At 69.3% G+C, this 25,623-nt stretch carries 27 protein-coding genes and 2 tRNA genes; 14 read left to right on the top strand and 15 right to left on the bottom strand.

From position 1 onward, the window contains the following. The first annotated feature begins 63 nt into the window (after positions 1-63). The 4 genes from A5680_RS09655 (at position 64) to A5680_RS09640 (ending at position 2,929) form a co-directional block, all read left to right on the top strand. Entirely contained in the window at positions 64-1,023 is a 960-nt protein-coding gene (locus A5680_RS09655) for a metallophosphoesterase (protein WP_067818674.1), read from the top strand. Continuing rightward, a complete protein-coding gene (locus tag A5680_RS09650; protein ID WP_067818671.1) occupies positions 1,020-2,135 on the top strand; it encodes a PLP-dependent cysteine synthase family protein in 1,116 nt (371 codons plus the stop codon). Before A5680_RS09655 ends, A5680_RS09650 begins: the two co-directional genes overlap by 4 nt. Before the next feature lie 61 nt (positions 2,136-2,196). After that, positions 2,197-2,270: transfer RNA gene (locus A5680_RS09645), tRNA-Pro, on the top strand. An 83-nt stretch (positions 2,271-2,353) separates the two neighbouring features. Next, entirely contained in the window at positions 2,354-2,929 is a 576-nt protein-coding gene (locus A5680_RS09640) for a hypothetical protein (RefSeq protein ID WP_067818668.1), read from the top strand. A 69-nt stretch (positions 2,930-2,998) separates the two neighbouring features. Here the strand turns inward: A5680_RS09640 and A5680_RS09635 are convergent, their stop codons facing one another. The 3 genes from A5680_RS09635 to A5680_RS09625 all read right to left on the bottom strand — a co-directional run bounded on the left by A5680_RS09635 (position 2,999) and on the right by A5680_RS09625 (position 4,065). Next, positions 2,999-3,301 carry a DUF4193 domain-containing protein gene (locus tag A5680_RS09635; protein ID WP_055399948.1) on the bottom strand — a complete coding sequence of 101 codons (303 nt, stop codon included), beginning with the start codon at positions 3,299-3,301 and terminating at the stop codon, positions 2,999-3,001. Positions 3,302-3,376: 75 nt separating this feature from the next. Next, on the bottom strand, positions 3,377-3,667 hold the full coding sequence (locus A5680_RS09630) for a hypothetical protein (protein ID WP_156669648.1): 291 nt from the start codon (positions 3,665-3,667) through the stop codon (positions 3,377-3,379). A gap of 80 nt (positions 3,668-3,747) precedes the next feature. Beyond that, a complete protein-coding gene (locus tag A5680_RS09625; protein WP_067818662.1) occupies positions 3,748-4,065 on the bottom strand; it encodes a hypothetical protein in 318 nt (105 codons plus the stop codon). Between the two features lie 160 nt (positions 4,066-4,225). On the opposite strand from A5680_RS09625, the gene A5680_RS09620 reads away from it, so the two are divergent. Continuing rightward, complete coding sequence (locus A5680_RS09620) at positions 4,226-4,918, top strand: HAD family hydrolase (RefSeq protein ID WP_067818659.1); 693 nt, start codon at positions 4,226-4,228, stop codon at positions 4,916-4,918. Here A5680_RS09620 and A5680_RS09615 read toward each other — a convergent pair. Both A5680_RS09615 and A5680_RS09610 read right to left on the bottom strand, forming a co-directional pair. Next, the gene (locus A5680_RS09615; RefSeq protein ID WP_055399940.1) at positions 4,886-5,386 is read right to left on the bottom strand and encodes a DUF6328 family protein; all 501 of its coding nucleotides are present in this window, start codon (positions 5,384-5,386) and stop codon (positions 4,886-4,888) included. The genes A5680_RS09620 and A5680_RS09615 overlap by 33 nt on opposite strands. 161 nt (positions 5,387-5,547) lie before the next feature. After that, on the bottom strand, positions 5,548-5,916 hold the full coding sequence (locus A5680_RS09610) for an STAS domain-containing protein (RefSeq protein WP_156349423.1): 369 nt from the start codon (positions 5,914-5,916) through the stop codon (positions 5,548-5,550). 163 nt (positions 5,917-6,079) lie between these two features. Here A5680_RS09610 and A5680_RS09605 point away from each other — a divergent pair, with 163 nt between their 5' ends. From A5680_RS09605 to A5680_RS09580, 6 genes are read left to right on the top strand one after another with little or no spacing between them, the layout of a single operon-like run. Next, entirely contained in the window at positions 6,080-6,982 is a 903-nt protein-coding gene (locus A5680_RS09605) for an STAS domain-containing protein (protein ID WP_067818655.1), read from the top strand. A 22-nt stretch (positions 6,983-7,004) separates the two neighbouring features. Beyond that, complete coding sequence (locus tag A5680_RS09600; protein WP_055399935.1) at positions 7,005-7,394, top strand: STAS domain-containing protein; 390 nt, start codon at positions 7,005-7,007, stop codon at positions 7,392-7,394. Then, positions 7,384-7,794 (top strand): anti-sigma regulatory factor, encoded by a 411-nt coding sequence (locus A5680_RS09595; protein WP_055399933.1) that lies wholly within the window; start codon positions 7,384-7,386, stop codon positions 7,792-7,794. The genes A5680_RS09600 and A5680_RS09595 overlap by 11 nt, the downstream gene beginning before the upstream one ends. After that, on the top strand, positions 7,787-8,413 hold the full coding sequence (locus A5680_RS09590; protein ID WP_067818654.1) for a SpoIIE family protein phosphatase: 627 nt from the start codon (positions 7,787-7,789) through the stop codon (positions 8,411-8,413). Before A5680_RS09595 ends, A5680_RS09590 begins: the two co-directional genes overlap by 8 nt. After that, the gene (locus tag A5680_RS09585) at positions 8,410-10,626 is read left to right on the top strand and encodes a SpoIIE family protein phosphatase (protein ID WP_067818651.1); all 2,217 of its coding nucleotides are present in this window, start codon (positions 8,410-8,412) and stop codon (positions 10,624-10,626) included. The genes A5680_RS09590 and A5680_RS09585 overlap by 4 nt, the downstream gene beginning before the upstream one ends. 46 nt (positions 10,627-10,672) lie before the next feature. Then, a complete protein-coding gene (locus A5680_RS09580; RefSeq protein ID WP_067818722.1) occupies positions 10,673-11,692 on the top strand; it encodes an iron-containing redox enzyme family protein in 1,020 nt (339 codons plus the stop codon). On the opposite strand, the gene A5680_RS25120 is transcribed toward A5680_RS09580, so the two are convergent. From A5680_RS25120 to selD, 10 genes are all read right to left on the bottom strand, one after another. Further along, complete coding sequence (locus A5680_RS25120; RefSeq protein WP_231633886.1) at positions 11,640-11,888, bottom strand: CDGSH iron-sulfur domain-containing protein; 249 nt, start codon at positions 11,886-11,888, stop codon at positions 11,640-11,642. The two genes, A5680_RS09580 and A5680_RS25120, sit on opposite strands and share 53 nt — an antisense overlap. Beyond that, the gene (locus A5680_RS09575; protein ID WP_067818648.1) at positions 11,885-12,574 is read right to left on the bottom strand and encodes a HemK2/MTQ2 family protein methyltransferase; all 690 of its coding nucleotides are present in this window, start codon (positions 12,572-12,574) and stop codon (positions 11,885-11,887) included. The genes A5680_RS25120 and A5680_RS09575 overlap by 4 nt, the downstream gene beginning before the upstream one ends. A 99-nt stretch (positions 12,575-12,673) precedes the next feature. Further along, the gene (locus A5680_RS09570; RefSeq protein ID WP_055399926.1) at positions 12,674-13,228 is read right to left on the bottom strand and encodes a type 1 glutamine amidotransferase domain-containing protein; all 555 of its coding nucleotides are present in this window, start codon (positions 13,226-13,228) and stop codon (positions 12,674-12,676) included. Positions 13,229-13,244: 16 nt separating this feature from the next. After that, positions 13,245-14,417: a zinc-dependent alcohol dehydrogenase gene (locus tag A5680_RS09565; RefSeq protein ID WP_067818645.1), complete on the bottom strand. Its 1,173-nt coding sequence runs from the start codon at positions 14,415-14,417 to the stop codon at positions 13,245-13,247. Further along, positions 14,414-15,343 carry an SRPBCC family protein gene (locus A5680_RS09560; protein ID WP_067818719.1) on the bottom strand — a complete coding sequence of 310 codons (930 nt, stop codon included), beginning with the start codon at positions 15,341-15,343 and terminating at the stop codon, positions 14,414-14,416. Before A5680_RS09560 ends, A5680_RS09565 begins: the two co-directional genes overlap by 4 nt. 178 nt (positions 15,344-15,521) lie before the next feature. Continuing rightward, positions 15,522-16,508: an LLM class F420-dependent oxidoreductase gene (locus A5680_RS09555; RefSeq protein WP_067818643.1), complete on the bottom strand. Its 987-nt coding sequence runs from the start codon at positions 16,506-16,508 to the stop codon at positions 15,522-15,524. A 46-nt stretch (positions 16,509-16,554) separates the two neighbouring features. After that, a complete protein-coding gene (nrfD, locus tag A5680_RS09550; RefSeq protein WP_067818640.1) occupies positions 16,555-17,625 on the bottom strand; it encodes an NrfD/PsrC family molybdoenzyme membrane anchor subunit in 1,071 nt (356 codons plus the stop codon). Continuing rightward, positions 17,622-18,584, bottom strand: a complete 963-nt coding sequence (locus A5680_RS09545; RefSeq protein ID WP_067818717.1) for a 4Fe-4S dicluster domain-containing protein — start codon at positions 18,582-18,584, stop codon at positions 17,622-17,624. The genes nrfD and A5680_RS09545 overlap by 4 nt, the downstream gene beginning before the upstream one ends. After that, positions 18,547-21,864 carry a formate dehydrogenase gene (fdh, locus tag A5680_RS09540; RefSeq protein WP_231977604.1) on the bottom strand — a complete coding sequence of 1,106 codons (3,318 nt, stop codon included), beginning with the start codon at positions 21,862-21,864 and terminating at the stop codon, positions 18,547-18,549. The genes A5680_RS09545 and fdh overlap by 38 nt, the downstream gene beginning before the upstream one ends. Before the next feature lie 40 nt (positions 21,865-21,904). Then, positions 21,905-22,897: a selenide, water dikinase SelD gene (selD, locus tag A5680_RS09530; protein ID WP_067818714.1), complete on the bottom strand. Its 993-nt coding sequence runs from the start codon at positions 22,895-22,897 to the stop codon at positions 21,905-21,907. Positions 22,898-22,924: 27 nt separating this feature from the next. On the opposite strand from selD, the gene A5680_RS09525 reads away from it, so the two are divergent. The 3 genes from A5680_RS09525 to A5680_RS09515 all read left to right on the top strand — a co-directional run. Then, positions 22,925-23,019, top strand: a tRNA-Sec gene (locus A5680_RS09525). Positions 23,020-23,037: 18 nt separating this feature from the next. Continuing rightward, entirely contained in the window at positions 23,038-24,318 is a 1,281-nt protein-coding gene (gene selA, locus A5680_RS09520) for an L-seryl-tRNA(Sec) selenium transferase (protein WP_067818636.1), read from the top strand. Further along, a partial coding sequence (locus A5680_RS09515; protein WP_067818633.1) for a GTP-binding protein occupies positions 24,306-25,623 on the top strand: 1,318 nt, incomplete at its 3' end. The genes selA and A5680_RS09515, both read left to right, overlap by 13 nt.

The following is a 25,623-nucleotide window of genomic DNA, read 5'->3' as shown; positions in this document are numbered from 1 at the left end:
CGACCATGACGCCGTGGCGCCAGCTATGCGTTGCCAAAGCGCAACCGGCAGTAGGCTGCCACCATGGCTGATGTTTTGCCCACGCTGATACGCACCAGTGCCGTCGCGCTCGGCTCGGCGGTAGCCGGCATCGGTTATGCCGCCGTCGTCGAGCGCAACGCCTTCGTCCTGCGCGAGATCACCATGCCCGTCCTGACGCCGGGCTCCACGCCGCTGCGGGTGCTGCATCTCAGCGATCTGCACATGACGCCCAACCAGCGCCGCAAGCAGGCCTGGCTGCGCGAGCTGGCCAACTGGGAGCCCGACCTGGTGGTCAACACCGGTGACAACCTGGCGCACCCCAAGGCCGTGCCCGCGGTGGTGCAGGCCCTCGGTGACCTGCTGTCGCGACCGGGTGTCTTCGTGTTCGGCAGCAATGACTACTTCGGGCCGCGCCTGAAGAACCCGCTGAACTATGTGACCAACCCGTCGCACCGGGTCCGCGGTGAACCGCTGCCGTGGCAGGACCTGCGGGCGGCGTTCACCGAGCGCGGCTGGCTCGACCTCACCCACACGCGGCGTGAGTTCGAGGTGGCCGGCCTGCACGTCGCGGCCGCCGGCGTCGACGACCCGCACATCGACCGGGACCGCTACGAGACCATCGCGGGCCCGGCCAGCCCGGCCGCGAACCTGCGCCTGGGACTGACCCACTCGCCGGAGCCGCGGGTGCTGGACCGCTTCGCCGCGGACGGCTACCAGCTGGTGATGGCCGGACACACCCACGGCGGGCAGGTCTGCCTGCCGCTCTACGGGGCCCTGGTGACCAACTGCGGGCTGGACCGGTCGCGCGCCAAGGGACCGTCCCGCTGGGGCGCGAACACGGCGCTGCACGTGTCCGCCGGGATCGGCACCTCGCCGTTCGCGCCGGTACGGTTCTGCTGCCGGCCCGAGGCCACCCTGCTGACGCTGATCGCCACCCCGATGGGCGGTCGCGACTCGGCCAGCGACCTGAGCCGTTCGCAGCCAACAGCTTCGGTGCGTTGACGCAGCGGGCCCGGATCGCGGTCCGCAGCCATTCCCGCAGCTGGACCGACAACGCGGTCCGGCTCATCCAGGCCGACGCCCGCCGCAGCGCGGACACGCACCTGCCGCGCTATCCCCTGCCGGAGGCCTGGGCCGGACACGGCCCGGGTGCTCAGGTCGCGCTGTACCTCAAGGACGAGACCACCCACATCACCGGCAGCCTCAAGCACCGGCTCGCGCGCTCGCTGTTCCTGTACGCGCTGTGCAACGGCTGGATCCACGAGGGCACCACGGTGGTCGAGGCCTCCTCGGGCTCGACGGCGGTGTCGGAGGCCTACTTCGCCGCGCTGCTCGGCCTGCCGTTCGTCGCCGTGATGCCGGCGTCCACCAGCTCGTCCAAGATCGCGCTGATCGAATCCCAGGGCGGCCGTTGCCATTTCGTGCAGAACTCGGCCGAGGTGTACGCCGAGGCGGAGCGCGTCGCCCACGATACCGGCGGGCATTACCTGGACCAGTTCACCAACGCCGAACGCGCCACCGACTGGCGGGGCAACAACAACATCGCCGAGTCGATCTTCGAGCAGATGGGCGAGGAGGCCCACCCCGTTCCGGAGTGGATCGTCGTCGGCGCGGGCACCGGCGGCACCAGCGCGACGATCGGCCGCTACATCCGCTACCGGCGCCACCCGACCCGGTTGTGCGTCGTCGACCCGGAGAACTCCGCGTTCTTCCCCGCCTACGCCGACGACCGCGACGACGTCGTGATGCCCACCTCGTCGCGCATCGAGGGCATCGGCCGGCCGCGGGTGGAGCCGTCGTTCCTGCCCGGCGTGGTCGACCGCATGGTGGCCGTGCCCGACGCCGCGTCCATCGCGGCCGCCCGCCACGTCAGCGCCGTGCTGGGCCGCCGGGTGGGGCCCTCGACGGGCACCAACCTGTGGGGGGCCTTCGGCCTGCTGGCCGAGATGGTCGCCGACGGGCGCAGCGGCTCGGTGGTCACGCTGCTCGCCGACAGCGGCGACCGCTACCACGACACCTACTTCGACGACGACTGGGTCAGCGCGCAGGGGCTCGATCCGGGCGGACCCGCCGAGGCGCTGGTGGAGTTCGAGCGCTCCTGCGTGTGGAAGTGACCCGCCACACCGCGATTTGGCCAGCCGCTGGGCCGGTGCGATAGGCTGTCGGAGCTTCAAGCGGGGTGTGGCGCAGCTTGGTAGCGCGCTTCGTTCGGGACGAAGAGGCCGTGGGTTCAAATCCCGCCACCCCGACTCAGTTTGTGTTAGCTGGCAGGACGGCCGGCGACAAGATTTGACACTGCGACCCGGCGGCTTTGCCATTAAGCTCACCGCGCATGGCGCTGGTAAGCCGGTCGCCCGGGCAGAGGCGGCGGCGCAGGGTCGGCCAACCGGCCAGGCGCGTTGCTGACTCCCGTGCCCCGGCCGGCACCCCCGATCACCCCACCCTGGCTGAGATCGCGCAGCGGCGCCAGGAGATCGAGGCGTGGACCGCGCTGAACGTGGGCGGCTACCGGTTCGCCAAACCGGTAACCATCGTCGGCGCGCTGATCTCGGTGGTGCTGGTGGTTCTCGCGGTGACGCCCATCCCGCCGAACTGGCCCTGGGACATCCCGACGATGATCCTGGCCATCTTCACGGCGGTGGGGACCGTGACCTGTGGTCTGTTGTGGTTCGACAACCCGCACCCGCCCCCTCGCCCCGAGTCGCTGGTGATCGTGCCGTTCACCCGCGCGGAGAATTTGAAGCTGATGGGACAACAACTGCAGGAGCCCTACCGCGCCATCTGCACCTGCCCCGGCTGCGGCGACACGTCCGCGCACCTGATCCGCGAGCCCGCCAAGGACGAACCGGACTGGGCGATGGTCACCCGGCGCTGCGGCGGGTGCGAACGCGAATGGGCCCAGGCGTGAACAGTTTTCGGGCCTCCACGCTCAAGTCCCCGCGCGCACAAGGGTTTTCGCGCGCGACCGGCCCGTCGGTTATGCGCAGTCGGCGCAGACGGGAAGCCCGCCGTTCGAGCTGCGCAACCGGCTGCGGTGTTGGACCAAAAAGCAGCTCGAGCAGGTGAACTCGTCCGACCGCTGGGGAATCACCGTCACCGACAGCTCTTCGCCGGACAGGTCGGCGCCCGGCAGCTCGAAGAAGGCCACATCGTTGGGATCCTCGTCGACCACCGCGATCGACGATTCCTGCAGTGTCGGCGCTAATTCGCGGATCGCGGACTTGTCCTGGGCGTCCATGTCGGAGACCCGGCGTGCGTCATAGTCGCTTGCGGTCGGCATGGCAGTTCCTTCCTGCTGATGAGCCGGGTTGACGCACTTTGCTGTAGTCATCCCGTGGCGCAGGCAGTACCCCGTTCAGGCGCGCGTTACACCGGACGGCGCAAAAAAGTTGCGCCGGCGCGGGCCCAGCCGCCTCAGCTGCCGGACGGCGGCGGGTAAGTGCGCGAGCGCCAAGCCCAACCACGGCGCGACGATGGACACGATCAGCGCCGGTATGGCAACCCCTTCGTGCCCGACCAACAACTCGAACAGACCGATCGCCAGGCTGACCGCCCACACCGCCACGGCCGCGACGGCGAGCACGGGGAAGTCACGCTCGTACTCTCCCCGGTAATTTGCTGCTCGCAACGAAACGGGCGCGACCATGCTCCCCATTTACCCGGCCATCGGCGCAGTTAAACGGCCCGGCGGTCGAACAGGGACGGGTGTTCGTTAGCTCACAGGGGTCAGCTGCTCGGCGGCGGGGCCGGCCGGTCGGCATTCTCGGTGTGCCAGGCCAGCTCGGCGTCCCGGACCCTGCGGTGCGTGCGCCGCAGCCACACCGCGCTCGCCGCGCCCAGCACGACGGCGAGGATCACGGCCGTCAATCCCGCCGACAAGTGCCGCGTCGCCAACGAAAACAAGCCGACGATCAGGGCGAGCACCGCGACACCCGCGCCGGCGAGCCCGGGCGCATTGGCGCCGTAGGTGAAGGTTTCGCCGGCGTGCTGCCGCGCGGTTCGTTGGTGATCGACTGGGTCGATCTTGTGGTAATTCAACGTCATTCCTTGCGAGAAGGCTTGGGTATCAGGGCGATCCGTGCGGCAAGCCGCGGAGCTTTGCAGTGGCCGCCGCTGCGCGGACCTGGGTGGCGGTTACCCGTCGCGTCGATAACCAAACGACGCCACCGGTGTCAGCAGGCCGCGGCCTGGGTATGCCGGGCAGATGAAACCCGCCGTTCTGTTCGACGTCGACGGAAGCCTGGTCGACTCCAACTACCTGCACGTGTACGCCTGGCAACGCGCCTTCGACGCCGAGGGACTGCCCGTGGCCGCCTGGCAGATCCACCGCTGCATCGGCATGGACGGCTCCACGCTGGTGCGAACGCTCTCCAAAGACGCCCCGGACGAGGTGCAGGAGCGACTGAGCGACGGGCACAGCCGCTTCTACCGCGAGTGCACCCCGCTGCTGGCGCCGCTGCCCGGGGCCCGCGCACTGCTGCGCCGTGTCGCCGACCTCGGCCTGCAGGTGGTGCTGGCCACCTCGGCGCCCGACGACGAGCTGGAGATCTTGCGCAAGGTCCTCGACTGCGACGACGTCATCTCCGAAACGACGTCGTCGCGCGACGTCGACATGGCCAAGCCCGAACCCGGCATCGTGCAGGTCGCGCTGGACCGGGCCGGGGTCGACGCCGGCCACGCCGTGTTCATCGGGGACGCCGTGTGGGACGCGCACGCCGCGGCGGGCGCAGGCGTGCCGTGCATCGGGCTGCTGAGCGGCGGCATCGCCCGCGAGGAGCTGCAGGCGGCGGGCTCGTCCCCGATTTTCACCGATCCGCAGGATCTGCTCGAGAATCTGGACTCGACCCGCATCGGCGAACTCGCGCTACATGCCGCGAGTGCGGAGCAACAGCGGTAGCAGCCACCAGAAGAACGTAAACAGCGCCAGCGCACACACTCCCGCGATCAGGGCCGGGCTGCGCCCGGCCACGGCGGCGAACACGATGACCGTCACGCCGGTCAAAGCGAGTCCGAGCAACGCCAGCCCGGCGTAGGCGCACCGGTGGGCGGCCGACACCAGCACCTGCAGGCGGTGTCGGCGGAACAGCATCCGGTGCATGCCGACCGGGGCGATCAGCAGCACGGTCGCGCCGACCGAGCAGCCCACGGTGATCAGGTAGGCGTCGCGCAGGGCGGGCGCCAGGACGTCGAAACGCTGCTGGAACGGCAGCGTCAACAGGAAGCCGGTCAGCAGCTGCACACCGGTCTGCACCACCCGCAGTTCCTGCAGCAGGCTGTTCCAATTGCGGTCCAGCCGTTGGATTTCTGTTTCGCCCCGCTCACGGCTATCCCAGCGCTGGTCGTCTTGCGGATTATCGACGTCCATAGCCGTGATCATCGCACCTGTCGTATGCGCCAGCGCCGTTTCACGACGACGGCACGAGAATCGTTATCCGCCGTGAATTCGAATTGATTACCGCGGTGCGGCCATTCGGCATCCGAATTCGCCAAAAACGTTGTCGCGCAAGCGCTGACACCGATATCCGGCTAGCGGTTGATGTTGCCGTCCCGCACCGCGGTCAGGGCGTCGTCCAGAGTGGGGTACAGCGGGAACGTCTTGTCCAGGCCGGTCAGGTGAATCGGCCGACGGGTCGCCGGGCCGCGGGCGACCACCCCGAACCCCGTCGCGTCGCCCAGCTTCTCGTAGGTCGCCGCCAGGATCTTCAGGCCCACCGAGCCGAGGAATTCCACCGCCGAAAGGTCGATGACCAGCGCCGTCGGGTTGCCCGCGACTACCGCGCCGATGGCCTGTTCCAGGGCCGGCGCCGTCACCAGATCGATTTCGCCGCTGACACTGACCACGGACACCCCATCATGGTCCTCAACCAACGTGGTGATCGAATCAGGAGCTGACAATGGCGAACCTCTGTCCCTGGGCATTAAGTGTGGTGCAAGCCTAGCCTGCGTTGCGAACTGCGAGAAGAATATGCCCTCAACACCTGCCCCGCGACAACCCACGCTAGTCTCGCAAAACGAGCCTGCATACGGACGGGGCGCGGACCGGCACTCGGGAGGCCACATGTCAGATTCGCCGGCGGAGTTCAGCAGCGCGGCCGCCACCGCACAGGCGAACAATGTATCCAGCGAGGGCCTGCTGCCCCAGCTCGTCCAGCACCTGCGGCAGAACCGAACCGTGCTGCGCGAGGAATGGGCGCGCAGGATCACCGAGGCCGAACTGCTCACCGCGATGACACCGGAGGAGCTGTTCTCCGAGGCGACCGCCGTCTACGACAACTACGTGGAGGTGCTCGAGACCGGTAGCGTCGAGGCGCTGCAGGCCTACGCGCGCGACCTGTCGGAACGCATCATTCCGCGGGGCGTGGAAACCGACGAGGTCGTCGGCATCGTGCTGCTGCTGCGCGACGTGCTCGCGCGCTCGTTGTTCGAGAAGTATCAGGCCGAATTCGAGATGCTCAACCGGGTTCTGGACGCCTACGAGCCGGCGGCCAACCGCATCGCCAACACGGTCGCGGTCAGCTTCGTGCAGGAACGCGAGCGCATCATCCGCCAACAGCAGGAGGCCATCCGCGAGCTGTCGACGCCGGTGCTGCAGGTGCGCGAACAGCTGCTGATCCTGCCGATCATCGGGGTGCTCGACAGCCAGCGGGCCCGCCAGGTCACTGAGCAACTGCTGCGGGCCATCCGCGCCAACCGCGCGAAAGTGGTGGTCATCGACATCACCGGTGTGCCGACGATCGACTCCACGGTGGCCAACCACCTGGTGCAGACCGTCGACGCGTCGGGGCTGATGGGCGCCAGCGTCATCATCACCGGCCTGTCCTCCGAAATCGCCCTGACGCTGGTGACGATCGGCCTGGACCTGTCGAAGATGAACGCCGTCGGCGACCTGCAGGGCGGCATCGAGGAAGCCGAACGCCTGCTGGGTTACGAGGTCTCTCGCACCGGCGAGCAGACCGGCTAGATATCAGGAACGCGAGCGTCCCATGCCGGTACCGATCCTCAAACAGGGTGCGATCCTCATCGCCTCGGTGCAGGCCGCGCTCAGCGACTCCGACGCCGAGCGGCTGCGCTACGACCTCATGGAGCGGGTCAGCCGGTTCCGCGCGCAGGGCATCATCGTCGACGTCACCGCCATCGACGTGATGGACTCGTTCGCGGCCCGGTCGCTGCGGACGATCGCGCACATGACCCGGCTGCGCGGCGCCGACACGGTGATCGTGGGCCTGCAGCCGGAGGTGGCCTTCGCGATGGTCCAGCTCGGCTTGGCGTTCGACGACATGAACACCGCGCTCGACCTCGAAGAGGGTCTGGCCCTGCTGAATCGCCAACTGGGACAGCGCAAACCGACGATCGGGCGCGACGGTGGGGGCTGAGATCGTCGTCGACATCCACACTCCCGACGACATCGTCGAAGCACGCAAAGCCGGACACCACCTCGCACTCGATCTCGGGTTCTCGCTCACCGACGTCACGATGATCGCCACGGCGATCTCCGAGATCGCCCGCAACATCACCAGTTACGCCGGCCGCGGCGCCGTGCGCGTCTTCGTCGCCGACCGGGAGGGCCGCAAGGCCCTGGTGGTGCGCGCCGAGGATGAGGGGCCGGGCATCGCCGACATCGAGCGGGCCATGGAGGACGGCTACTCGACCGGCCGCGGGTTGGGGATGGGCCTGCCCGGCTCGCGCCGGCTGATGGACAGGTTGCACGTGGAGTCCACGCTCGGCCGGGGAACGGTCGTCGAGATGTGGAAATGGGTGCCGCCCCGTGCGTGACAACGGGCGGTTCGGTCCCATCGAATGGGCAAGGGCGGGCCGGCCCTTGCCGAGCGAGTACGTCTCCGGCGACCGGGGTCTCGCCGTCGACATCGACGGTGCGGCCGCGCTGTTCGGCGTCGTGGACGGCCTCGGCCACGGCCCGGAGGCCGCAACCGCCGCGCTGAACGCCATCGAAGCGGTGAAACGCTCCAGCTCCGAGCGGCTCGAGGTGTTGATCCAGCTGTGCCACCGCGTGCTCGAGGGCACCAGGGGAGTCGCAATGACCTTGGCGCGGGTGGACTTTGCGGCCAACACGCTGACTTGGACGGGCGTCGGCAACGTGACCGCTCACCTGGTGGCCAAGTCCCCGACCGGCGTCCAGGTCCGATCCAGTGCGCGGCTCACCGCGGGCATCGTCGGCTACCGCATACCGGAAATCCGGCCGGCCCAAGTTGTTTCGATCCGAACGGGTGACCTGCTGGTGATAAGCACCGACGGAATCACCGAGGATTACCTCGACCACATCGACTTCTCGGCCCCGGCCGTCGTCATTGCCGAAGAGCTCCTCGGCAAAGACGCCAAGGAAACCGACGATGCCATGGTGCTGACCGCCCGTCATCGGGGAGCCCTTGCATGACCGACGACGACGACTTCCACGCCAAGTACGCGGCCGCGTTGCGCACCTACCTGAAGAAGCGTGACGAGGACAGTTTGGCGGTCGCCTACGAGCTCGGGCGCCGGGCCCTGCAGGAGGAAGTCAGCCTGTTGGCGATCATCGAGCGTCACGTCGAGCTGATCCTCGCGACGTCACAGGACGTGCGGATCGACGCGCCGGTCGCGCTGGAGTTCCTGCTGCAGATGCTGGTCCCGCTGGACATCGCCACCCGCGGCTTCCTCGACGGCACCAGGCGCTTCGCGCGCGAGCGCGCCCGCGCCGAGGGGTTGGCCGATCGCGACAAATTCCGTACGGCACTGGTCAATTCGTTGCAGGAGGGGTTCTTCGTCAGCGACCACGAGGGTTCGGTGATCGAGATGAACAACGCCCTGATCGAGATTCTTGGCTACCCCGCCGAGGGTCTGCCCTACCGGTGGCCCCACCCGTGGCTGGTCGACCAGAAGGGCGCCCGCCAACAGCAGGCGCTGGTCCAAAGCATCGGCACCACCGCCTACGAGACACCGATCCGGCACCGCGACGGGCACCTGGTGTGGGTGACGGTGAGCATCAACGCGGTCCAGGGCAGCGGCAGCGACCAGGACGTCTTCGTGGGCACGATCCGTGACATCACCGCCGAACGTGCCTTCGCCGCAAGGGAAAGCGCGGTCCTGCGGCTGGCGACGGCGGTGGCGGTTGCCAAGAGTGTGGACGAGCTACTGTCGATCACCCTCGACGAATGCAGCACCGCCATCGATGTGCAACGGGTGGTGGCGATCTCTTGGCCGACCGGCGAGGGCGAACCCACCGTCCAGGTGGCGGGCGAGAAGTCCGAAACGCCTTGGCGCAGGCTGGATCCCTGGTTACGCCAGACCTTCGAGGAGGCACGCCATCAGCTGCCGCTGACGGCCAAGACGGTCGAGCGGCCCGACAATCCCGGCAAGGCACAGGGATTGGTCGCGGTGCTCTCCGGGGCGGGCGACCTCGCGTTGTGGTTGGAGCTGCGCTCGCCGCGCTGGGTCAGCGCGGAAGACCGGCTGCTGGTCACGGTGTTGATCGGCCACCTCAGCCTGGCCATGCAGCATGTCCGCCAATTCGAGAGCGCCCGTGAGACATCGCTGACGTTGCAGCGCGCGCTGCTGCCGACTCTGGAGCCGCCGCCGGGCTTCGCCGTGCGCTACGAGCCGGCGGTGCCGCCATTGGAGATCGGCGGCGACTGGTATGACGTGCTGCCAATCGGCGACCATCGCATCGGGATCGTCGTCGGCGACTGTGTGGGCCGTGGCCTGCCGGCGGCCGCGGTCATGGGCCAGCTGCGCAGCTCGGCGCGCGCCCTGCTGATCAACGGGGCCGAGCCCGCGCTGTTGCTCGAGCAACTCGACTCGGCGGCCTCACTCATCCCGAATGCTTACTGCACCACCGTTTTCCTGGCAATCCTCGACACCGAGTCCGGGGTTCTGCAGTACAGCAACGCCGGTCACATGCCCGCCGTGCTGGTCGGGTCCGAGCCGGGCACGACGACATTTTTGACCGACGCCGCGTCGGTCCCGCTCGCGGTCCGCCGATCGGAACCCCGGCCGCAGACCAGCCGCGTGTTGCCGTCCGGCTCCACCCTGATGCTGTTCACCGACGGACTGGTCGAACGCAAGCACGAGTCCATCGACGACGGGATCGCCCGTGCCGCGGCGGTACTGGTGAAGACGACGACGTTGCCGCTCGATTCCGTCGCGGATGCCGTACTGCGTGAGCTGGCCCCCGCCGCGGGGTATGACGACGACGTGGCGATGGTGATCTACCGACATCAGCAGTCCCCGCTTCGGATCGAAAGCGAGGCCAGCGCAGAGCGATTGCTCAGCATCCGGCATCGGCTGGCCGACTGGCTGGACACCGCCGGTTTGCCCGAAGATTCGGCGGCCGACATCGTGTTGGTCGTCAACGAGGCGTGCACGAACTGCGTCGAACACGCATACGCCGGACGCCCGGCGGGCACGATGCTGCTGGAGACCGAACTCGCAGAAGGCGAGGTCCGCGCCCGGATCACCGACCACGGCTCGTGGAAGACACCTGACGAAAACCCGCGCAACGGTGGGCGGGGCTTGCTGCTGATGCAGGCCCTGAGCAGCACGATGGAAATGACGTGCACCCCCACCGGCACCACCGCCGACCTGACGTTTCGGCTACCGGCCGAGGCCGACTAGGGGCCTGGCACCGTTTGTGCCCCCCGGATACCGGGTAGTCGTGGGCGTGACCCGCGCATCGATCACCACCGAACCCGCCCTGCCGGCGGCACACGGGCCGCTGTCGACCGCCGTTCGTCGCGCCCTGACCGGGCCGCCGTCACACGACCACCTGACCCGAATCGGCGCGTCCGTCCGCGATTCGGACCCCTACGGCCTGGATCTACAGCTGGCGCTGTGCATGTGCTACGAGCTGCACTACCGGGGCTTCGCGGGCGTGGACCCCGGCTGGGAATGGAGCCCGGCGCTGCTGACGCTGCGCGGCGAACTGGAACGCGTGTTCCTGGCCGGCGTGCGCCGCGACGTCGGCCCCATCCCGCCGGACCAGACGGCGGCCGCCGAAATGGACGCGATTTCGGTCGAACCGGTCGACGGCACCGGGCCGTCGTATTACTTGCGCGACACCGGAACCTGGCAGCAGATGCGCGAATACTTCGTGCACCGGTCGGTTTATCACCTCAAAGAGGGCGACCCGCACGCGTGGGCGATCCCGCGGCTGACGGGCGTCGCGAAAGCGGCTTTCGTGGCAATCGAATTCGACGAGTACGGCGCCGGGCGGGGTCCCCGGCTCCATCAGCAGCTCTTCGCCGATCTGATGGCGGCCGCGGATCTGGACCCGACGTATCTGGCTTACGCGGATGCCGTCCGCGCCGAGGCTCTGGCCGCGGTGAACCTGATGTCACTGTTCGGGCTGCACCGCGAGCTGCGCGGGGCCGCGATCGGACACTTCGCGTCGACCGAGATCACGTCGCCGCCCGGATCCCGCCGGATGGTGCGGGCCCTGCAGCGAATGGGGGCACCGTCGGCCTGCGTCGAGTTCTACGCCGAGCATGTCGAGGCCGACGCCGTGCACGAGCACGTCGTGCGCATCGATGTGGTCGGCGACTTGGTTGCCCGGGAACCGCAACTCGACCATGACATCGTGTTCGGTATCCGCGCGCACGCCGCGGTCGAAAACCGGTTGGCAGACGCGGTTATGGCGTCGTGGCAGCAGGATCGGACGTCGTTGCGGCGGGCGCTGGACTAGGCGTCCGGCGTCCCAGGTTCCGGCATCGCCGATGACTGGTGTCGCACAAGGGATACTGTTCGCTGCGCCGGCATGTGCAGATCGCCACCATGAACCGGTCGGACTCGACGACCTCACCATTGGGCATCTCGATGCGCACCGGGCCGGATACCAGCACCGGCCCGCCCGCGACCACCTGTACCCGCGTGGCGCTCACCGCTTGTCCGCCCTGATCACGATCAGCTCTTCTTCGCGGCGGCCGGGCGGTATCAGCCCGACGCTCTCCAACCAGGTCGCGCGCGCCGTCATCACGGGGCCGAACGGTATCCATTTGGACGCAACCACTTCCGCGTCCATGCCGGCCCACTTCAGCGAATCCAGAGATTGCTGGACACCGGCGAGTGCCGAGTGCACGAGGAGCAGGGAACCCCCGTCGCACAGCAACTTTGGCGCAGATTCGCACAGCGGGTCCAGCACCGTCCGTCCATCGACGCCGGCGTTCCAGGCCCACGACGGGCCCGCGCTCGGACTGATGTGCTCCGTGTCGCCGCCGGGCGGTGTCGGCACATACGGCGGATTAGACACGACCACGTCGAACGGCGCGCAGTCCAGGGCGTCGCTCCATGTCCCCTTGCGGACATCGACATTCACGCCGGCGGCGGCCGCGTTTCCGCGCGAACAACCCACCGCGTTCGGGCAGATGTCGAAAGCCGTCACGTCCTCGCCGCCCATCTCGGCGGCGGCAATCGCGACGAATCCACTACCCGTACACAGATCGAGGACACGCCGTCCTGAAATGAGCCCGCTTTCCCACATTACCTCCACCAGCAATCGGGAATCCTCCTGCGGCTGATAAACGTTGGCAACAGCCGAGACGGCGGGTCCTGGATATGTTGTGGTCAACTTTGGCCTTTCGACGGATCGCCGGGGCGATCACTGCTTGGCCTGTGTAATGCCCGCAAACCGATGGGTTCAAACGGCGGGGCAATCGCCATTTCTTCGTTAACTCGCGGCCGCATGGGCGAATTGCTTGACAATGGCCGCGCAGAATGCCGGCAGGTCCTTCGGTGAACGACTGGTGATCAGGTTGCCGTCCACGACGACCTCCTGATCCACCACGTTGGCGCCGGCGTTGCGGAGGTCGGTGCGGATCGAGGGGTACGACGTGAGCGTGCGACCCTCTGCCACACCGGCTTCCACCAGCGTCCACGGGCCGTGACAGATCGCGGCGACCGGCTTGCCGGAGCCGACGAACTCCCGCACGAAGTCGACCGCGTCGCCGTCCATCCGCAACTTGTCCGGATTCACCGTCCCGCCGGGAAGCACCAGGCCGTCGAATTCGGCTGCCGAAGACTCTTTCACCGCACGGTCGACCGGGAAAGTTCCGGCAGGTTCGAGATCGTGGTTGCGGGCCTGTATTTCTCCGGTCTTCAGCGAAAGCAGCTCGACTTGCGCGCCGGCCTCTTCCAGCGCCGCGCGGGGTTGTTCGAGTTCCACCTTCTCCACGCCGTCGGCCGCGAGAATGGCGACTTTCTTGCCCTGCAATTCATTTGCCATGACTATTCCCCTTTTATTACGTGGGATTGAGGATGACTTTGGTGCACCGATCCTCTTTGTTCTTGAAGATCTCGTAGCCGTGGGGCGCCTGGTCGAGGCTCAGGTGGTGGCTGACGATGATGGTCGGGTCGATCTCGCCCTTGCGAATCCGGTCCAGCAGCGGGCGCATGTAGCGGTGCACGTGACACTGACCGGTCTTGATGGTCAGCGACCGGTTCATGACCGCGCCGATCGGGAACTTGTCCATCATGCCGCCGTACACCCCGACGATCGACAGGGTGCCGCCGTTGCGGCAACTCATCGCCGCCTCCCGAATGGCGTGTGGGCGTTCGGTTTCCAGGCGCGCGGCCTGCTTGACGCGGTCGTAGGCGTCCACCGGGGCGGAGCCGCTGCGCGCTTCCATGCCGGCGGCGTCGATGCAATGGTCGGGACCCCGCCCGGCGGTGATGTCCCGCAGCTCCTCGAGGACCGACGTCTCGGCGAAGTTGACCGCGGTGGCGCCGATCTGTTGGGCCAGCTCGAGACGATACGGAACGCGGTCGATGGCAATGACTTTCGCCGCTCCGAGCAGATAGGCGCTCATGATCGCGAACAGCCCGACTGGGCCGGCCCCCCACACGGCGACGACGTCGCCGGGGGTGATGCCGCACATCTCCGCGCCCATGTAGCCGGTCGGCAGGATGTCGGACAGGAACAGCACCTGCTCGTCGGTGAGGTCGTCTTCGATCTTCAACGGTCCCACGTCGGCGAACGGCACCCGCGCGTATTCGGCTTGGCCGCCGGCGAATCCACCCAGCATGTGCGAATAGCCGAACAGCCCGGCCGGTGAGTGGCCCATGAACTTTTCGGCGATGCCGGCGTTGGGGTTGGAGTTCTCGCACAGCGAGTACAGGTCACGCTGGCAGGCGGAACACGCCCCGCACGCGATCGGGAACGGAACCACCACCCGATCGCCGATGGCGAGGTTGTTGACGGCCTTGCCGACTTCGACCACCTCGCCCATGAATTCGTGGCCCAGCACGTCGCCGTGCTTCACCGTGGGGATGTAACCGTCGTACAGGTGAAGGTCCGAACCGCAGATCGCGGTCGAGGTGATGCGCACGATGGCATCACGATCGTTGAGGATCTTGGGGTCCGGAACCGATTCGACTTGGACGCTGTTGCGGCCCGCCCACACGGTGGCCCTCATACGCTGGCTCCTTCATTCGGTTGAGCGGGCTGCTGATGCATCTGCCGGACCGCGGCCGTCCCCTCGGGGGACCCGTCGGAACGCAGCACCTGCCCGGTTTCGAGGATCTGTTTGAAACGCCGGAGGTCGTCGTTGACCTGTTGCTCGGGGGACTCCCCGAACAGGCTCGCCGCCGCCTTGCCGAACAGGCCACCCGGGATGTGGTAGCCGATGCTGACCCGGACCTCGGTGCCGTCGCCGGTGGCGGTGGGTGTGAATTCGACGCTGCCGCCGTTTTCGATCGCCGAGCCGGGCAGCGACTGCCAGGCGATCCGCTTGTCGGGGTCGTCCTCGGTGATCTGCGCGTCCCACTGCACCGACTGTCCGGCCGGGGCGTTGGCGACCCACCGCGACTGTCCGTCGGCGCCGGAGGTGACCGACTCGAGGTGGTGCATGAAGCTCGGCAGGTTTTCCAGGTCGCGCCAGAACCGGTACACCTCCTCGGGCGGGCGCCGCACGGTGACGGCGGCGCGCAGGGTGCGATGCCGGGCGCCATTGAGGTGCCGGCCGCCGCCGTTGGTCGTGCGCAGGGCCGTGTAGAGGTCGAGCCCCCCGATCCCCGCGAGCAGCGCGGTCGAGATCGCGCCCCGCCGTCGCCGCCCGGGGCCGCGGGCGGCCACCCCGGCCACCAACAACGCCACATCCAGGACGTCGCCGGCCACCCGGGTCCATACCAGCTTCTCGGGGCCACCCAACAGCGCCGCGCCGTGGCCGCATTCCCGCGCGCCCAGCGCGCGGATGACCCGGCGCGACCGGGCGGTGTCGTCCACGCCCGCGATCGCAGCAACCTTTCCGGGCGCGACCAACTCGGTCAGACCTAGCCCGAAACTGGCGCCGCTGAGCGCCTTGACCAAAGCGGAGGTGGTACTGGCGGATCGATCGCCCATCGTCAACACTCCTTGCCGTTCGGCGAACACATTTCGGGCAAAGTTGCTGCAAGACAGCCGCTTTGCAGGTCACGGGTAGTCGGCGCTGCTAGCCGGTATACGCGCGCCCCGCCGGCCCGTACGGGCGGCTGCGCACGATTGAAGGCGGATACCCGGGCAGATACGGGCCAAACCTGGATTAGTTTGCTGCCTCGCGCAGCGCGGCAAGCAAAGGTTCGGCGGCTTCTTTCAGGAAGAGATCCTGCGATTCGCCGCCGACCTGCACCAGTGCGACGTCGGTGAACCCGGCCTCCCAGTACGGCCGGACCGCCTCGACGATGGCGTCGAGGTCGGGTCCGCAGGGGATGGAGTCGGCGACGTCCTCGGGCCGGACGAATTGGGTGGCGCCGGCGAAACCGGCCGGGGTCGGCAGGTCGGCGTTGACCTTCCAGCCGCCGGCGAACCAGCGGAACTGCTCGTGGGCGCGCTTGACCGCGGCGTCGCGGTCGGGGTCCCAGCACACCGGGATCTGGCCCACGACGCGGCCCCCACCGGCCAGGTTGGCGGCCTGGCGCGCGGCGTGCCAGGCGTCGACGAGCTCGCCGTCGGGTTCCACCGCGACGAAGTGGTCGGCCAGCCTGCCGAATCTTTCGATGCCCTTGGCACCGGCCATCGCCACCGCGATGCCGACCGGGACCTCTGGCACGTCCCACAGGCGCGCGGAGTCCACCCGGAAGTATTCGCCGGTGAAGTTCACCAGCTGGCCGCCGAACAGCTCGCGGATGATCTTGATGGCCTCGCGGAGCATGTCCTGGCGGCGCTCGACGGTGGGCCAACCCTTGCCGACGACGTGTTCGTTGAGGTTCTCGCCGCTGCCCAGGCCCAGGGTGAACCGGCCGTCGGACAGGATCTGCACGGTGGCGGCCTGCTGCGCGACGATCGCGGGGTGGTACCGCATCGTCGGGCACGTGACGTAGGTGTAGAGGTCCACCCGCTCGGTGGCGTGTGCGACCGCGCCCAGCACCGTCCAGGCGTTCGGCGCGTGGCCTTGGGACGTCAGCCAGGGCGAGAAGTGGTCGCTGCAGACCTCGAAGTCGAAGCCCCGCTCTTCGGCCGAAACAGCTTGCCGTACAAGATCTTTGGGCCCACTCTGCTCGGTCATCAGAGTGTAGCCGAAATTCGTCATGCCCTTATACGTACCCCGGCGCGCGATACGCAAACCGCCGCTTCGCTCAGTCCGCGGTGGTGATCGAGTCTCCCGTGATGCCCGCCGCGCGGCGCGCCGCCAGCCTGCGCTTCTGCGGCTCGATCGTGTAGCGCGGATCGCGGGTCGACGCCAGTCCCGCCTCGAAGAAGCCGAACCTCAGCATGGCCGAAGCCGTCAGCAGGGTCACCCCGGACAGGGCCGCAAGGCCGCGGTGACGGCCGCCGAGCAATGCGCCCAGGCCGCCGGCCGCGGCGAGCCATTCGCTCGCGGCCAGGAGCCGGCCGGGCCTGCCTTGGTGCAGCGGTTCCCTGGTCACCGGGTCCATTCGAAACTCGGTGAACCTGGCGGAGATCAGGTCGCCGACCGCGCCGATGACGGCCAGCGTGCGCGCGGGGCCCGCCTCGGACACCGGGGTGGTGATCATCGCCAACCCCGAGGCGGCCAGGCTTGCCGAACTGACGAACACGAACGGCAGGTCCCGGTAGGCGGCGTTCCAGGTGGGGGTGGCGGTGTCGGTGAGCAACACCGCGGTGTAGACGGCGAGCGGCGGCGAGAAGACGGCGGCCTCCAGCCCGGCCGGACCCTCCAGGGCGCGCAGGACGGGACGCAGCGGCCCCAACGGGATTCGTTCGCCGGTCATCCGGTCGACCTCGGACACCGCGGCCACCCCGATACCGGCGCCGAAAAAGCTGAGGATCCAGGAGCCGATGCTCATCGGCGAGGTCAGCTTGACCGTCCGCAGCATGTTGAAGAATCGCTCCGGCCGGCCCAGGTCCTTCACCAACGCGACCGCGCCCAGCCCGATCGCGATCAAGGCGGAGAGCCTCGTGTTGCGGCGCAACGTGTTTCGCCCGGTGAGCTGGGCGCCGGCTGCCAACAGCCCCGAGCCGCCCGCGACGCCGCCCAGGAACAAATACGCCGCCACCTCGGGTCCCCACGGCGCGGGCTTGACGACCGGACGTCCGTAATACGAGGTGAACTCGGCGTCGGGAACCATCAGCGACTCATCGCGGCCACGGCGCCTGCGGCTTGATTTCCTGCGCTTCCCGCCCGCCGGCTCCGGCGGGCGAAGGCTGTCGAATTCCGAAGTGCTCACCGGCTACTCCAGAACGCCCATGCGGCCGCGCCGACCATGCCGGCCGCGGCCATGGTCGCCCGCTTGAACATCTGCGGCAGGTCGGCCGTGCACACGCGCGGGTCCGGCGGCAGCCCGTACACCTCCGGCTCGTCGAGCAGCAGGAAGATCGACCCGGTGCCGCCGACGCCGTCGTGCTCGTTGGCCCCGTAGAGGCGGGCCTCCGTGAGTCCCTGGGCATGCAGCGCGGCGACCCGTTGCCTGGCCTTGACCACCAGGTCGTCGTGGTCGCCGAACTTGATCGACGTCGTCGGGCAGGTCTTGGCGCACGCCGGGATCTGGTCTTCGACGAGGCGGTCGTAGCACAGGGTGCACTTCTGGGCCACCCCGGAGACGGGTTTCTCGGCCGGGCGATCCGGCCGCTGCGCCGGCGTCGTGTAGGTGCCGTCGCTGCGGCGTTCGACGACACCGAACGGGCAACCCGCGACGCAGGTGCCGCACCCGTTGCAGACGTCATCCTGAACGACAACGGTGCCGAACTCGGTGCGGAACAACGCGCCCGTCGGGCAGACGTCCAAACAACCGGCGTGCGTGCAGTGCTTACACACGTCCGACGACATCAGCCAGCGGAACTCCGGGGTGTCCGGCGGCGAGGTATCCGGGGGCCGGGGGACCGCGGGCATGCCCAAATCGATGAGCGCGCGGCCGGATTCGCGCGCCTGGTCGATCCGGTCGCGGCCCTGCTCGATGAACGCCACGTGCCGCCAGGTGCTGGCGCCCAACGAGCCGGTGTTGTCGTAGGACGAGCCCAGCAGCTCCAGGTCCCCGTCGCGCGGGTTGCGGTTCCACTCCTTGCACGCGACCTCGCAGGCCTTGCAGCCGATGCAGATGGAGGTGTCGGTGAAGAATCCCTTGCGCGGCTTGGGTTCTGCCCAGCCGGCGTCACTCGTCGGGTCGGTCGGTCCGCTCAGCTGACCCATCGGCTCCCCCTTCCCAGACTCCCTCGCTGATCCGCACGTTGCCGGTCTCGGTGGTGGCACCCGATCGCGACTGGTACTCGGCGATCAGGCGCAGCAGGTCCTCGCCGCGCGGCCGGCGCCCCGGCCGGATGTCGCACGACCCGGCCTTCGACTCCTGAATCTGCACGTTGGGGTCGAGCGTCACGCCCAGCAGGTCGTTGGCCGCGTCCCCGCTCACCACCGCGTCGCCGCCGACGCCCCAGTGGTATGGCAACCCGATCTGATGCACGGTGTGGCCGTTGACAATCAGTGGCGCAACGCGTTTGGTGACCAGCACCCGGGCCTCGATCGCCGCGCGGGGTGAGACGATGGTGGCCCATCCGTAGGGCTCCAGCCCGCGTTCGGCGGCCAACTCCGGGGACACCTCGCAGAACATCTCCGGTTGCAGCTCCGAGAGATAGGGCAGCCACCGGCTCATTCCGCCGGCGGTGTGGTGCTCGGTGAGCCGGTAGGTGGTGAACACGTACGGGTACACGTCGGCCCCGGGTTCCCCGGCGCTGGGCGCGCTGAGATTGTCCTTGCGCGGGAACGTGATTCGTCCCGGGTTGCGCTGCTGGGGGTACAACGCGTTCGCGACCGGCGACTCCTGCGGTTCGTAATGCGTGGGCAGCGGACCGTCGACCATGCCCTTGGGCGCGAACAGCCACGCCTTGCCGTCGGCCATCATGATGAACGGGTCGTCGCCGGCAAGCGCGTCGGGCCCGCCGACCTCGGGATCGGGCCGGACGTGCGGGGCGCGGTCGACGGGGAAATCGGGCACGTCGTCGCCGACCCAGCGGGCGCGCTGCTCATCCCACCAGATGTAGCGCTTGCGCTCGCTCCACGGTTTGCCATCCCGGTCGGCCGAGGCGCGGTTGTACAGGATGCGGCGGTCGGCCGGCCAGGCCCACCCCCACTCCGATTGACTCGGGCTCGGCCCGCCCAGCGGCGCTCGGCGGGCGGCCTGGTTGACACCCTCGGCGTACACGCCCGAGTAGATCCAGCATCCGCACGAGGTCGACCCGTCGGCACCGAGTTCGGTATAGCCGGGGACGGGCTGGCCGGCTTTGGGGCCCGTCAGGTAGCAGCCGCTGATTTCGGCCAACACCGCGGTGGGGTCGGGTTCGCCACTCTCGTCGGTGGGATAGTCCCACGTCAGATCGAGCAGTGGTCGGTCACGCGGGTCGGTGGAGCCGGCCAGCCGCTGGCGGATTCGCTTGCCCAGCTCTACGAAGAACTGCAATTCGCTCTGGCAGTCGCCGGGCGGATCGACCGCCTTGTGCCGCCACTGCACGAGGCGTTGGGTCTGGGTGAACGAGCCGGCCTTCTCGACGTGCGTCGCCGCCGGGAAGAAGAACACCTCGGTCTCGATCTCCTCCGTCTTCAGCTCGCCGGACGCGATCTCCGGGCCGTCCTTCCAGAAGGTCGCCGACTCGATCATGTTGAGATCGCGCACCACCAGCCACTTCAGGTGCGACATGCCCATGCGCTGGAGCCGGCCGTGCGCCGACCCGACGGCGGGGTTCTGGCCGAGCAGGAAGTAGCCGTCGACATCGTCGTCGAGCATCGACATGACGGTCTGGTACGTGCCGTGCGGACCGGACAGCCGCGGCAGGTAGTCGTAGGCCCAGTCGTTGTCCTTGGTGGCCGCCTCGCCCCACCACGCCTTGAGCAGGCTGACGATGTAGGTGTCGGCGTCGGCCCAGAAACCTTTCTGGTTCTTCGGTCCGACCGCTTTGATGTACTCGTCGAAGGTGTCGTGCACACCGGCCTTCGGCATCGACAGGTAGCCCGGCAGCAGGTTGAACAATGTCGGGATATCGGTCGAGCCTTGGATCGTGGCGTGACCGCGCAGCGCCATGATGCCGCCGCCCGGGCGGCCGACGTTGCCCAGCAGTAGCTGCAGAATCGTTGCGGTGCGGATGAATTGGGCCCCCAGCGTGTGTTGAGTCCAGCCGACGGCGTAGGCGAAACAGGTGGTGCGCTCGCGGCCGGAGTTCGCCGCAATGGTGCGCGCGAGGTAATGGAAGTCCTCGGTGCTGATGCCGCAGACGTCACGCACCATCTCCGGCGTGTAGCGGGCGTAGTGTCGCTTGACGATCTGAAACACCGTTCGGGGATGCTGCAGGGTCTCGTCGCGCTGCACGCGGGCGTGCGGCAGCGGCGGACCGCCGCTACCGTGCACATCGCCGGCGGCGCGGGCGGACGCGCTGGCGCCGTGCTCTTGCCGTTGCTGACCCTGCTCTTGTCCGGCGTAGGCCCACGTCGACGTGTCGTACTGCCCGGTCTCGGGATCGTAACCGGAGAACACGCCGCCCAGATCCTCTGTGTCACGATAGTTTTCGTTGATCAGGGTGGCGGCGTTCGTATACGCGACGACGTAATCTTTGAACCACAAATCATTGCTGATGACGTGATTGATCAGCGCGCCGAGCAGCACCACGTCAGAGCCGGCCCGGATCGGGATGTGCTTGTCCGAAACTGCCGAGGTACGGGTGAAGCGTGGGTCGACGTGAATGACCTTGGCGCCGTTAGCTCTTGCCTCCTCGACCCATTGGAAGCCGACGGGATGACATTCCGCCATGTTGGAGCCCTGGATGACGATGCAGTCGGCGTTGGCCATGTCTTGCAGTGATTGGGTGGCGCCACCGCGCCCGAAGGAGGTCCCCAGACCGGGAACCGTGGAACTGTGTCAAATGCGAGCTTGGTTCTCGATCTGAATGGCGCCGGCGGCGGTGAAGAGCTTCTTGATGATGTAGTTCTCTTCGTTGTCCAGGGTGGCGCCGCCGAGGGCGGCGATCTTCATGGTGCGCCGCAGCGGATGGCCCTTCTTGTCGATGTCCTGCCAGGCGTGCCGGCGGGCCTCGACGAAGCGGTCGGCGACCATGTCGATCGCGGTCTCGAGGTCCAGCGGTTGCCATTCGGTCGCCCTCGGCGGGCGGTAGAGCACGTGCAGCTGCCGGCCCGGCGAGTTCACCAGCTGCTCGCTCGCGGCGCCCTTGGGGCACAGGCGACCTCGTGAGATCGGCGAGTCCGGGTCGCCCTCGATCTGCACCACCCGCTCGTCGGTGACGTACACCCGCTGCCCGCAGCCGACCGCGCAGTAGGGACAGATGCTCTGCACCACCCGGTCGGCCGTCGTCGTGCGCGGCGTGACGGCGCGCGTCTGCTTCGAGGTCACCGCCGACCCGCGGCCGAGCTTGTCACCCGAGCGCAGCTGACGCACCACCGGCCACTGTAAGAAAAGCTTCCGCATAGCCATGACCTTTACCCTAGTGCCGGCCGCCGAAACACCGCCCGGCTCAGCGGACGATGATCGTGTGCTCGCCGCGCGGCACCAGCTCCCCGACCACCGGCGCGCCCGGGATCTCGCCGGCGATCAGCAGCCCGCCCGAGGTTTGGGCGTCGGCCAGTAGCAGGGCCTCGTCCTCGCCGACGGCCGACAGGTCGGCGTGCGGGGCCACCCAGTCGAGGTTGCGTCGCGTGCCCCCGCTGACATAGCCGGCCGCCAGCGCATCCCGCGCGCCGTCCAGATACGGCACCGCCGCCGCCTCGACGATCGCGGTCACACCGCTGGCCCGCGCCAGCTTGTGCAGGTGTCCGAGCAGGCCGAAACCGGTTACGTCCGTGGCACATTCGACACCCGCGGCCAGCGCGGCCGCGGCGGACGCCGCGTTGAGCGTCGTCATCGCGGCGATCGCCTGTTCGAAGCGCTCACCGGTGGCCTTGTGCCTGCTGTTCAGCACGCCGACGCCCAGCGGCTTGGTCAACGACAACGGCGTGCCGGGCTTGCCGGAGTCGTTGCGCAGCAACCGGTTCGGATCCGCGGTCCCGGTGACGGCGAGCCCGTATTTGGGTTCCGGGTCGTCGACGCTGTGCCCGCCGGCGAGGTGGCAACCGGCCAGGCCGCAGACGTCCAGCCCGCCGCGCAGCGTCTCGGCCGCCAGCTCGAACGGCAACACATCGCGGGGCCAGCCCAGCAAATTCAGCGCGACCACCGGGCGGCCGCCCATCGCGTACACGTCGGACAACGCGTTGGTGGCCGCGATGCGGCCCCAGTCGTACGCGTCGTCGACCACCGGGGTGAAGAAGTCCGTCGTCGCGATCACCGCCGTGCCGTTCTGCAGGCGCACCACCGCGGCGTCGTCGCCGTGGTCCAGGCCCACCAGCAGCTCGCCAACCGGGTCGCGCGGCGCGCTCGCGCCCAGCCCGCGGATCACGTCCTCCAGCTCGCCGGGCGGGATCTTGCACGCGCAGCCGCCGCCGTGGGCGTACTGGGTTAGTCGGTAGGCCACGGATACATAATGGTCGGCATGGTCCGAGGAGGCGTGTCCGGTCTGGTGACCGGCGCGGTCTTCAAAACCGTCGAACGGCAGACGCTGCCGCTGGCGGGTTCGATTCCCGTCCGCCTCCGCCATATTCCCTCGAGCGTGACGTGAGCGACCCGCGTCGGCGGGTGCCGCGCACCGACACCCTGCTCGCCGATCCGCGCCTGGTCGAAGCCCAGCGGCTGCTGGGCCGCGCGCTGGTGAAGTCGGTGATCGCCGACGCGCAGCAGCGGGCGCGCGCCGGGGAGATCGAGCCCGAGCGGGTCGCCGAGCACGCCGTCGCCGCCCTGCCGGCCACCGCGTCGAGCCTGCGCCCCGTCATCAACGCCACCGGCGTGGTCGTGCACACGAACCTGGGGCGGGCGCCGCTGTCGCGGGCCGCCGTCGACGCCGTGGTCGCCGCGGCCGGCACCACGGACGTCGAGCTAGACCTGGCGACGGGACGGCGCGGCCGCCGCGGGCGGGCCGCGCTGGCGGCGCTGTCCCGGGCGGTGCCCGCCGCCGGTGGCGTGCACGTGGTCAACAACAACGCCGCCGCGCTGCTGCTGACCGCGCTCACGCTGGCCCCGGGCAAGGAGATCGTGCTCAGCCGCGGCGAGCTCGTCGAAATCGGCGACGGCTTCCGCATCCCCGAGCTGCTGGCCTCGGCCGGATCGCGGCTGCGCGAGGTCGGCACCACAAACCGCACCAGCCTGCGCGACTACGCCGAGGCGATCGGGCCGCAGACCGGCTTCGTGCTCAAGGTGCACCCGTCGAACTTCCACGTCACCGGGTTCACCTCGGCCGTCGGCGTCGCGGAGCTGGCGAACCTCGGGGTGACCCTGGTCGTCGACATCGGCTCCGGGTTGCTCTCGCCGCACCCCGTGCTGCCCGACGAGCCCGACGCGACGACGACGCTGCGCGACGGCGCCGACCTGGTCACCGCGAGCGGTGACAAGCTGCTCGGCGGCCCGCAGGCCGGCCTGCTGCTGGGTGACGCCGAGCTGATCGAGCGACTGCGCCGCCACCCCGCGGCGCGCGCACTGCGGGTCGACAAGCTGACGCTGGCCGCGCTGGAAGCGACGCTGACCGGCCCGCCGACGCCGGTCGCCGGGGCGTTGGTGGTCGACGTCGCGGAGCTGCGGGCCCGTGCGGAGACGCTCGCCGCCGCGCTGCCGGGCGCCGAGGCGGTGGACTGCTTCGCGGCCGTCGGCGGCGGCGGCGCGCCGGACGTCCGGCTGCCCAGCGCCGCCGTGAGCCTGCCCGAGTCCTACGCCGCCGCGCTGCGCGCCGCCAGCCCGCCCGTCGTCGGCCGCCTCGAGGCGGGCCGCTGCCTGCTCGACCTGCGCACGGTGGCGGCCGAGGACGACGCGCTGCTGGCCGCGGCGGTGCGGGCATGTTCGTCATAGCCACCGCCGGGCACGTCGATCACGGCAAGTCCACGCTGCTGCACCGGCTCACCGGCATGCGGCCCGACCGGCTGGCCGAGGAGCAACGCCGCGGCCTGACCATCGACCTCGGCTTCGCGTGGACCGAGCTGGGTGGCCGCCAGCTGGCGTTCGTCGACGTTCCCGGCCACGAACGGTTCGTGGCCAACATGCTCGCCGGTGTGGGGGCGGTGCCGGCCGTCATGTTCGTCGTCGCCGCGACCGAGGGCTGGATGCCGCAGTCCGAGGAACACCTCGCGGCGCTGCACGCCCTCGGGGTGCGCCACGCGCTGCTGGTGATCAGCAAGGCCGACCTGGCCGATCCCGGCCCGGCCATCGCGCAGGCGCGCGAACGGTTCGCCGCCACCTCGCTCGCGGGCGCGCCCGTCGCGGTCGGCACCGACCTGGAGCGGGTGCGCGCGGAGCTGCTGGCGCTGACCGACCGGCTGCCGGTCCCGGACCCGGACGCCGACGTGCGGCTGTGGGTCGACCGCAGCTTCACCGTCCGGGGCGCCGGCACGGTGGTGACCGGCACCCTGGCCGCGGGCACGATCCGGGTGGGCGACGAGCTGGAACAGGCCGGCCGGCGCGTGACGGTGCGCGGCGTGCAGTCGCTGGGCCGCGACCAACCGGCGGTCGGCGCGGTGGCGCGCGTCGCGCTGAACCTGCGCGGCGTGGACCGCGAGCACGTCGGTCGCGGGGACACCGTCCGCACGCCCGGGGCGTGGCTGGACACCGCGGAGATCGACGTCGCCCTGCGGGCCGCCGACGGCTTGCATCGCCAGTTGGTCTTGCACGTCGGGTCCGCGGCCGTGCCGGTCCAGGTGCGTCAGCTGGGAGCGGCCGCGGCCCGGCTGCGCCTCGCGAGGCCCCTGCCGCTGCGGGTCGGGGACGTCGGGTTGCTACGCGACCCGGGCGAGCACCGGATCGCGGCGGGCATCCGGGTGCTCGACGTCCGGCCGCCGGCGTTGCGCCGGCGGGGCGCCGCCCGCGATCGCGCCGCGGAGCTGGCGACCGGCCGGATCCGCCCGCCCGAGTGCGCCCGCGCGGTCGAGCTGCGGGCCATGGGCCTGCCGTTGGCCGGGCTCCGGGTGGGGGACTGGGTGGTGGACCCGCAGTGGTGGGCCGGGCGGCGCGAGTGCGCGACGGCGGCGGTGCGGCGCTGGGCGGACGAGCACGACGTCGCGGCGGGAATGCCGCTGGAGACGCTGCGGCAGCGGGTGGGGCTGCCCGCCGCCGAACTGCTACCGAAGCTGCTCGAGGGCACCGGCCTGGAGGTGGTCGACG

The organism is Mycobacterium sp. E2989, from assembly GCF_001667595.1.
Classification (GTDB): Bacteria; Actinomycetota; Actinomycetes; order Mycobacteriales; family Mycobacteriaceae; genus Mycobacterium.
This window is presented reverse-complemented; position numbering and strand designations above follow the sequence as displayed.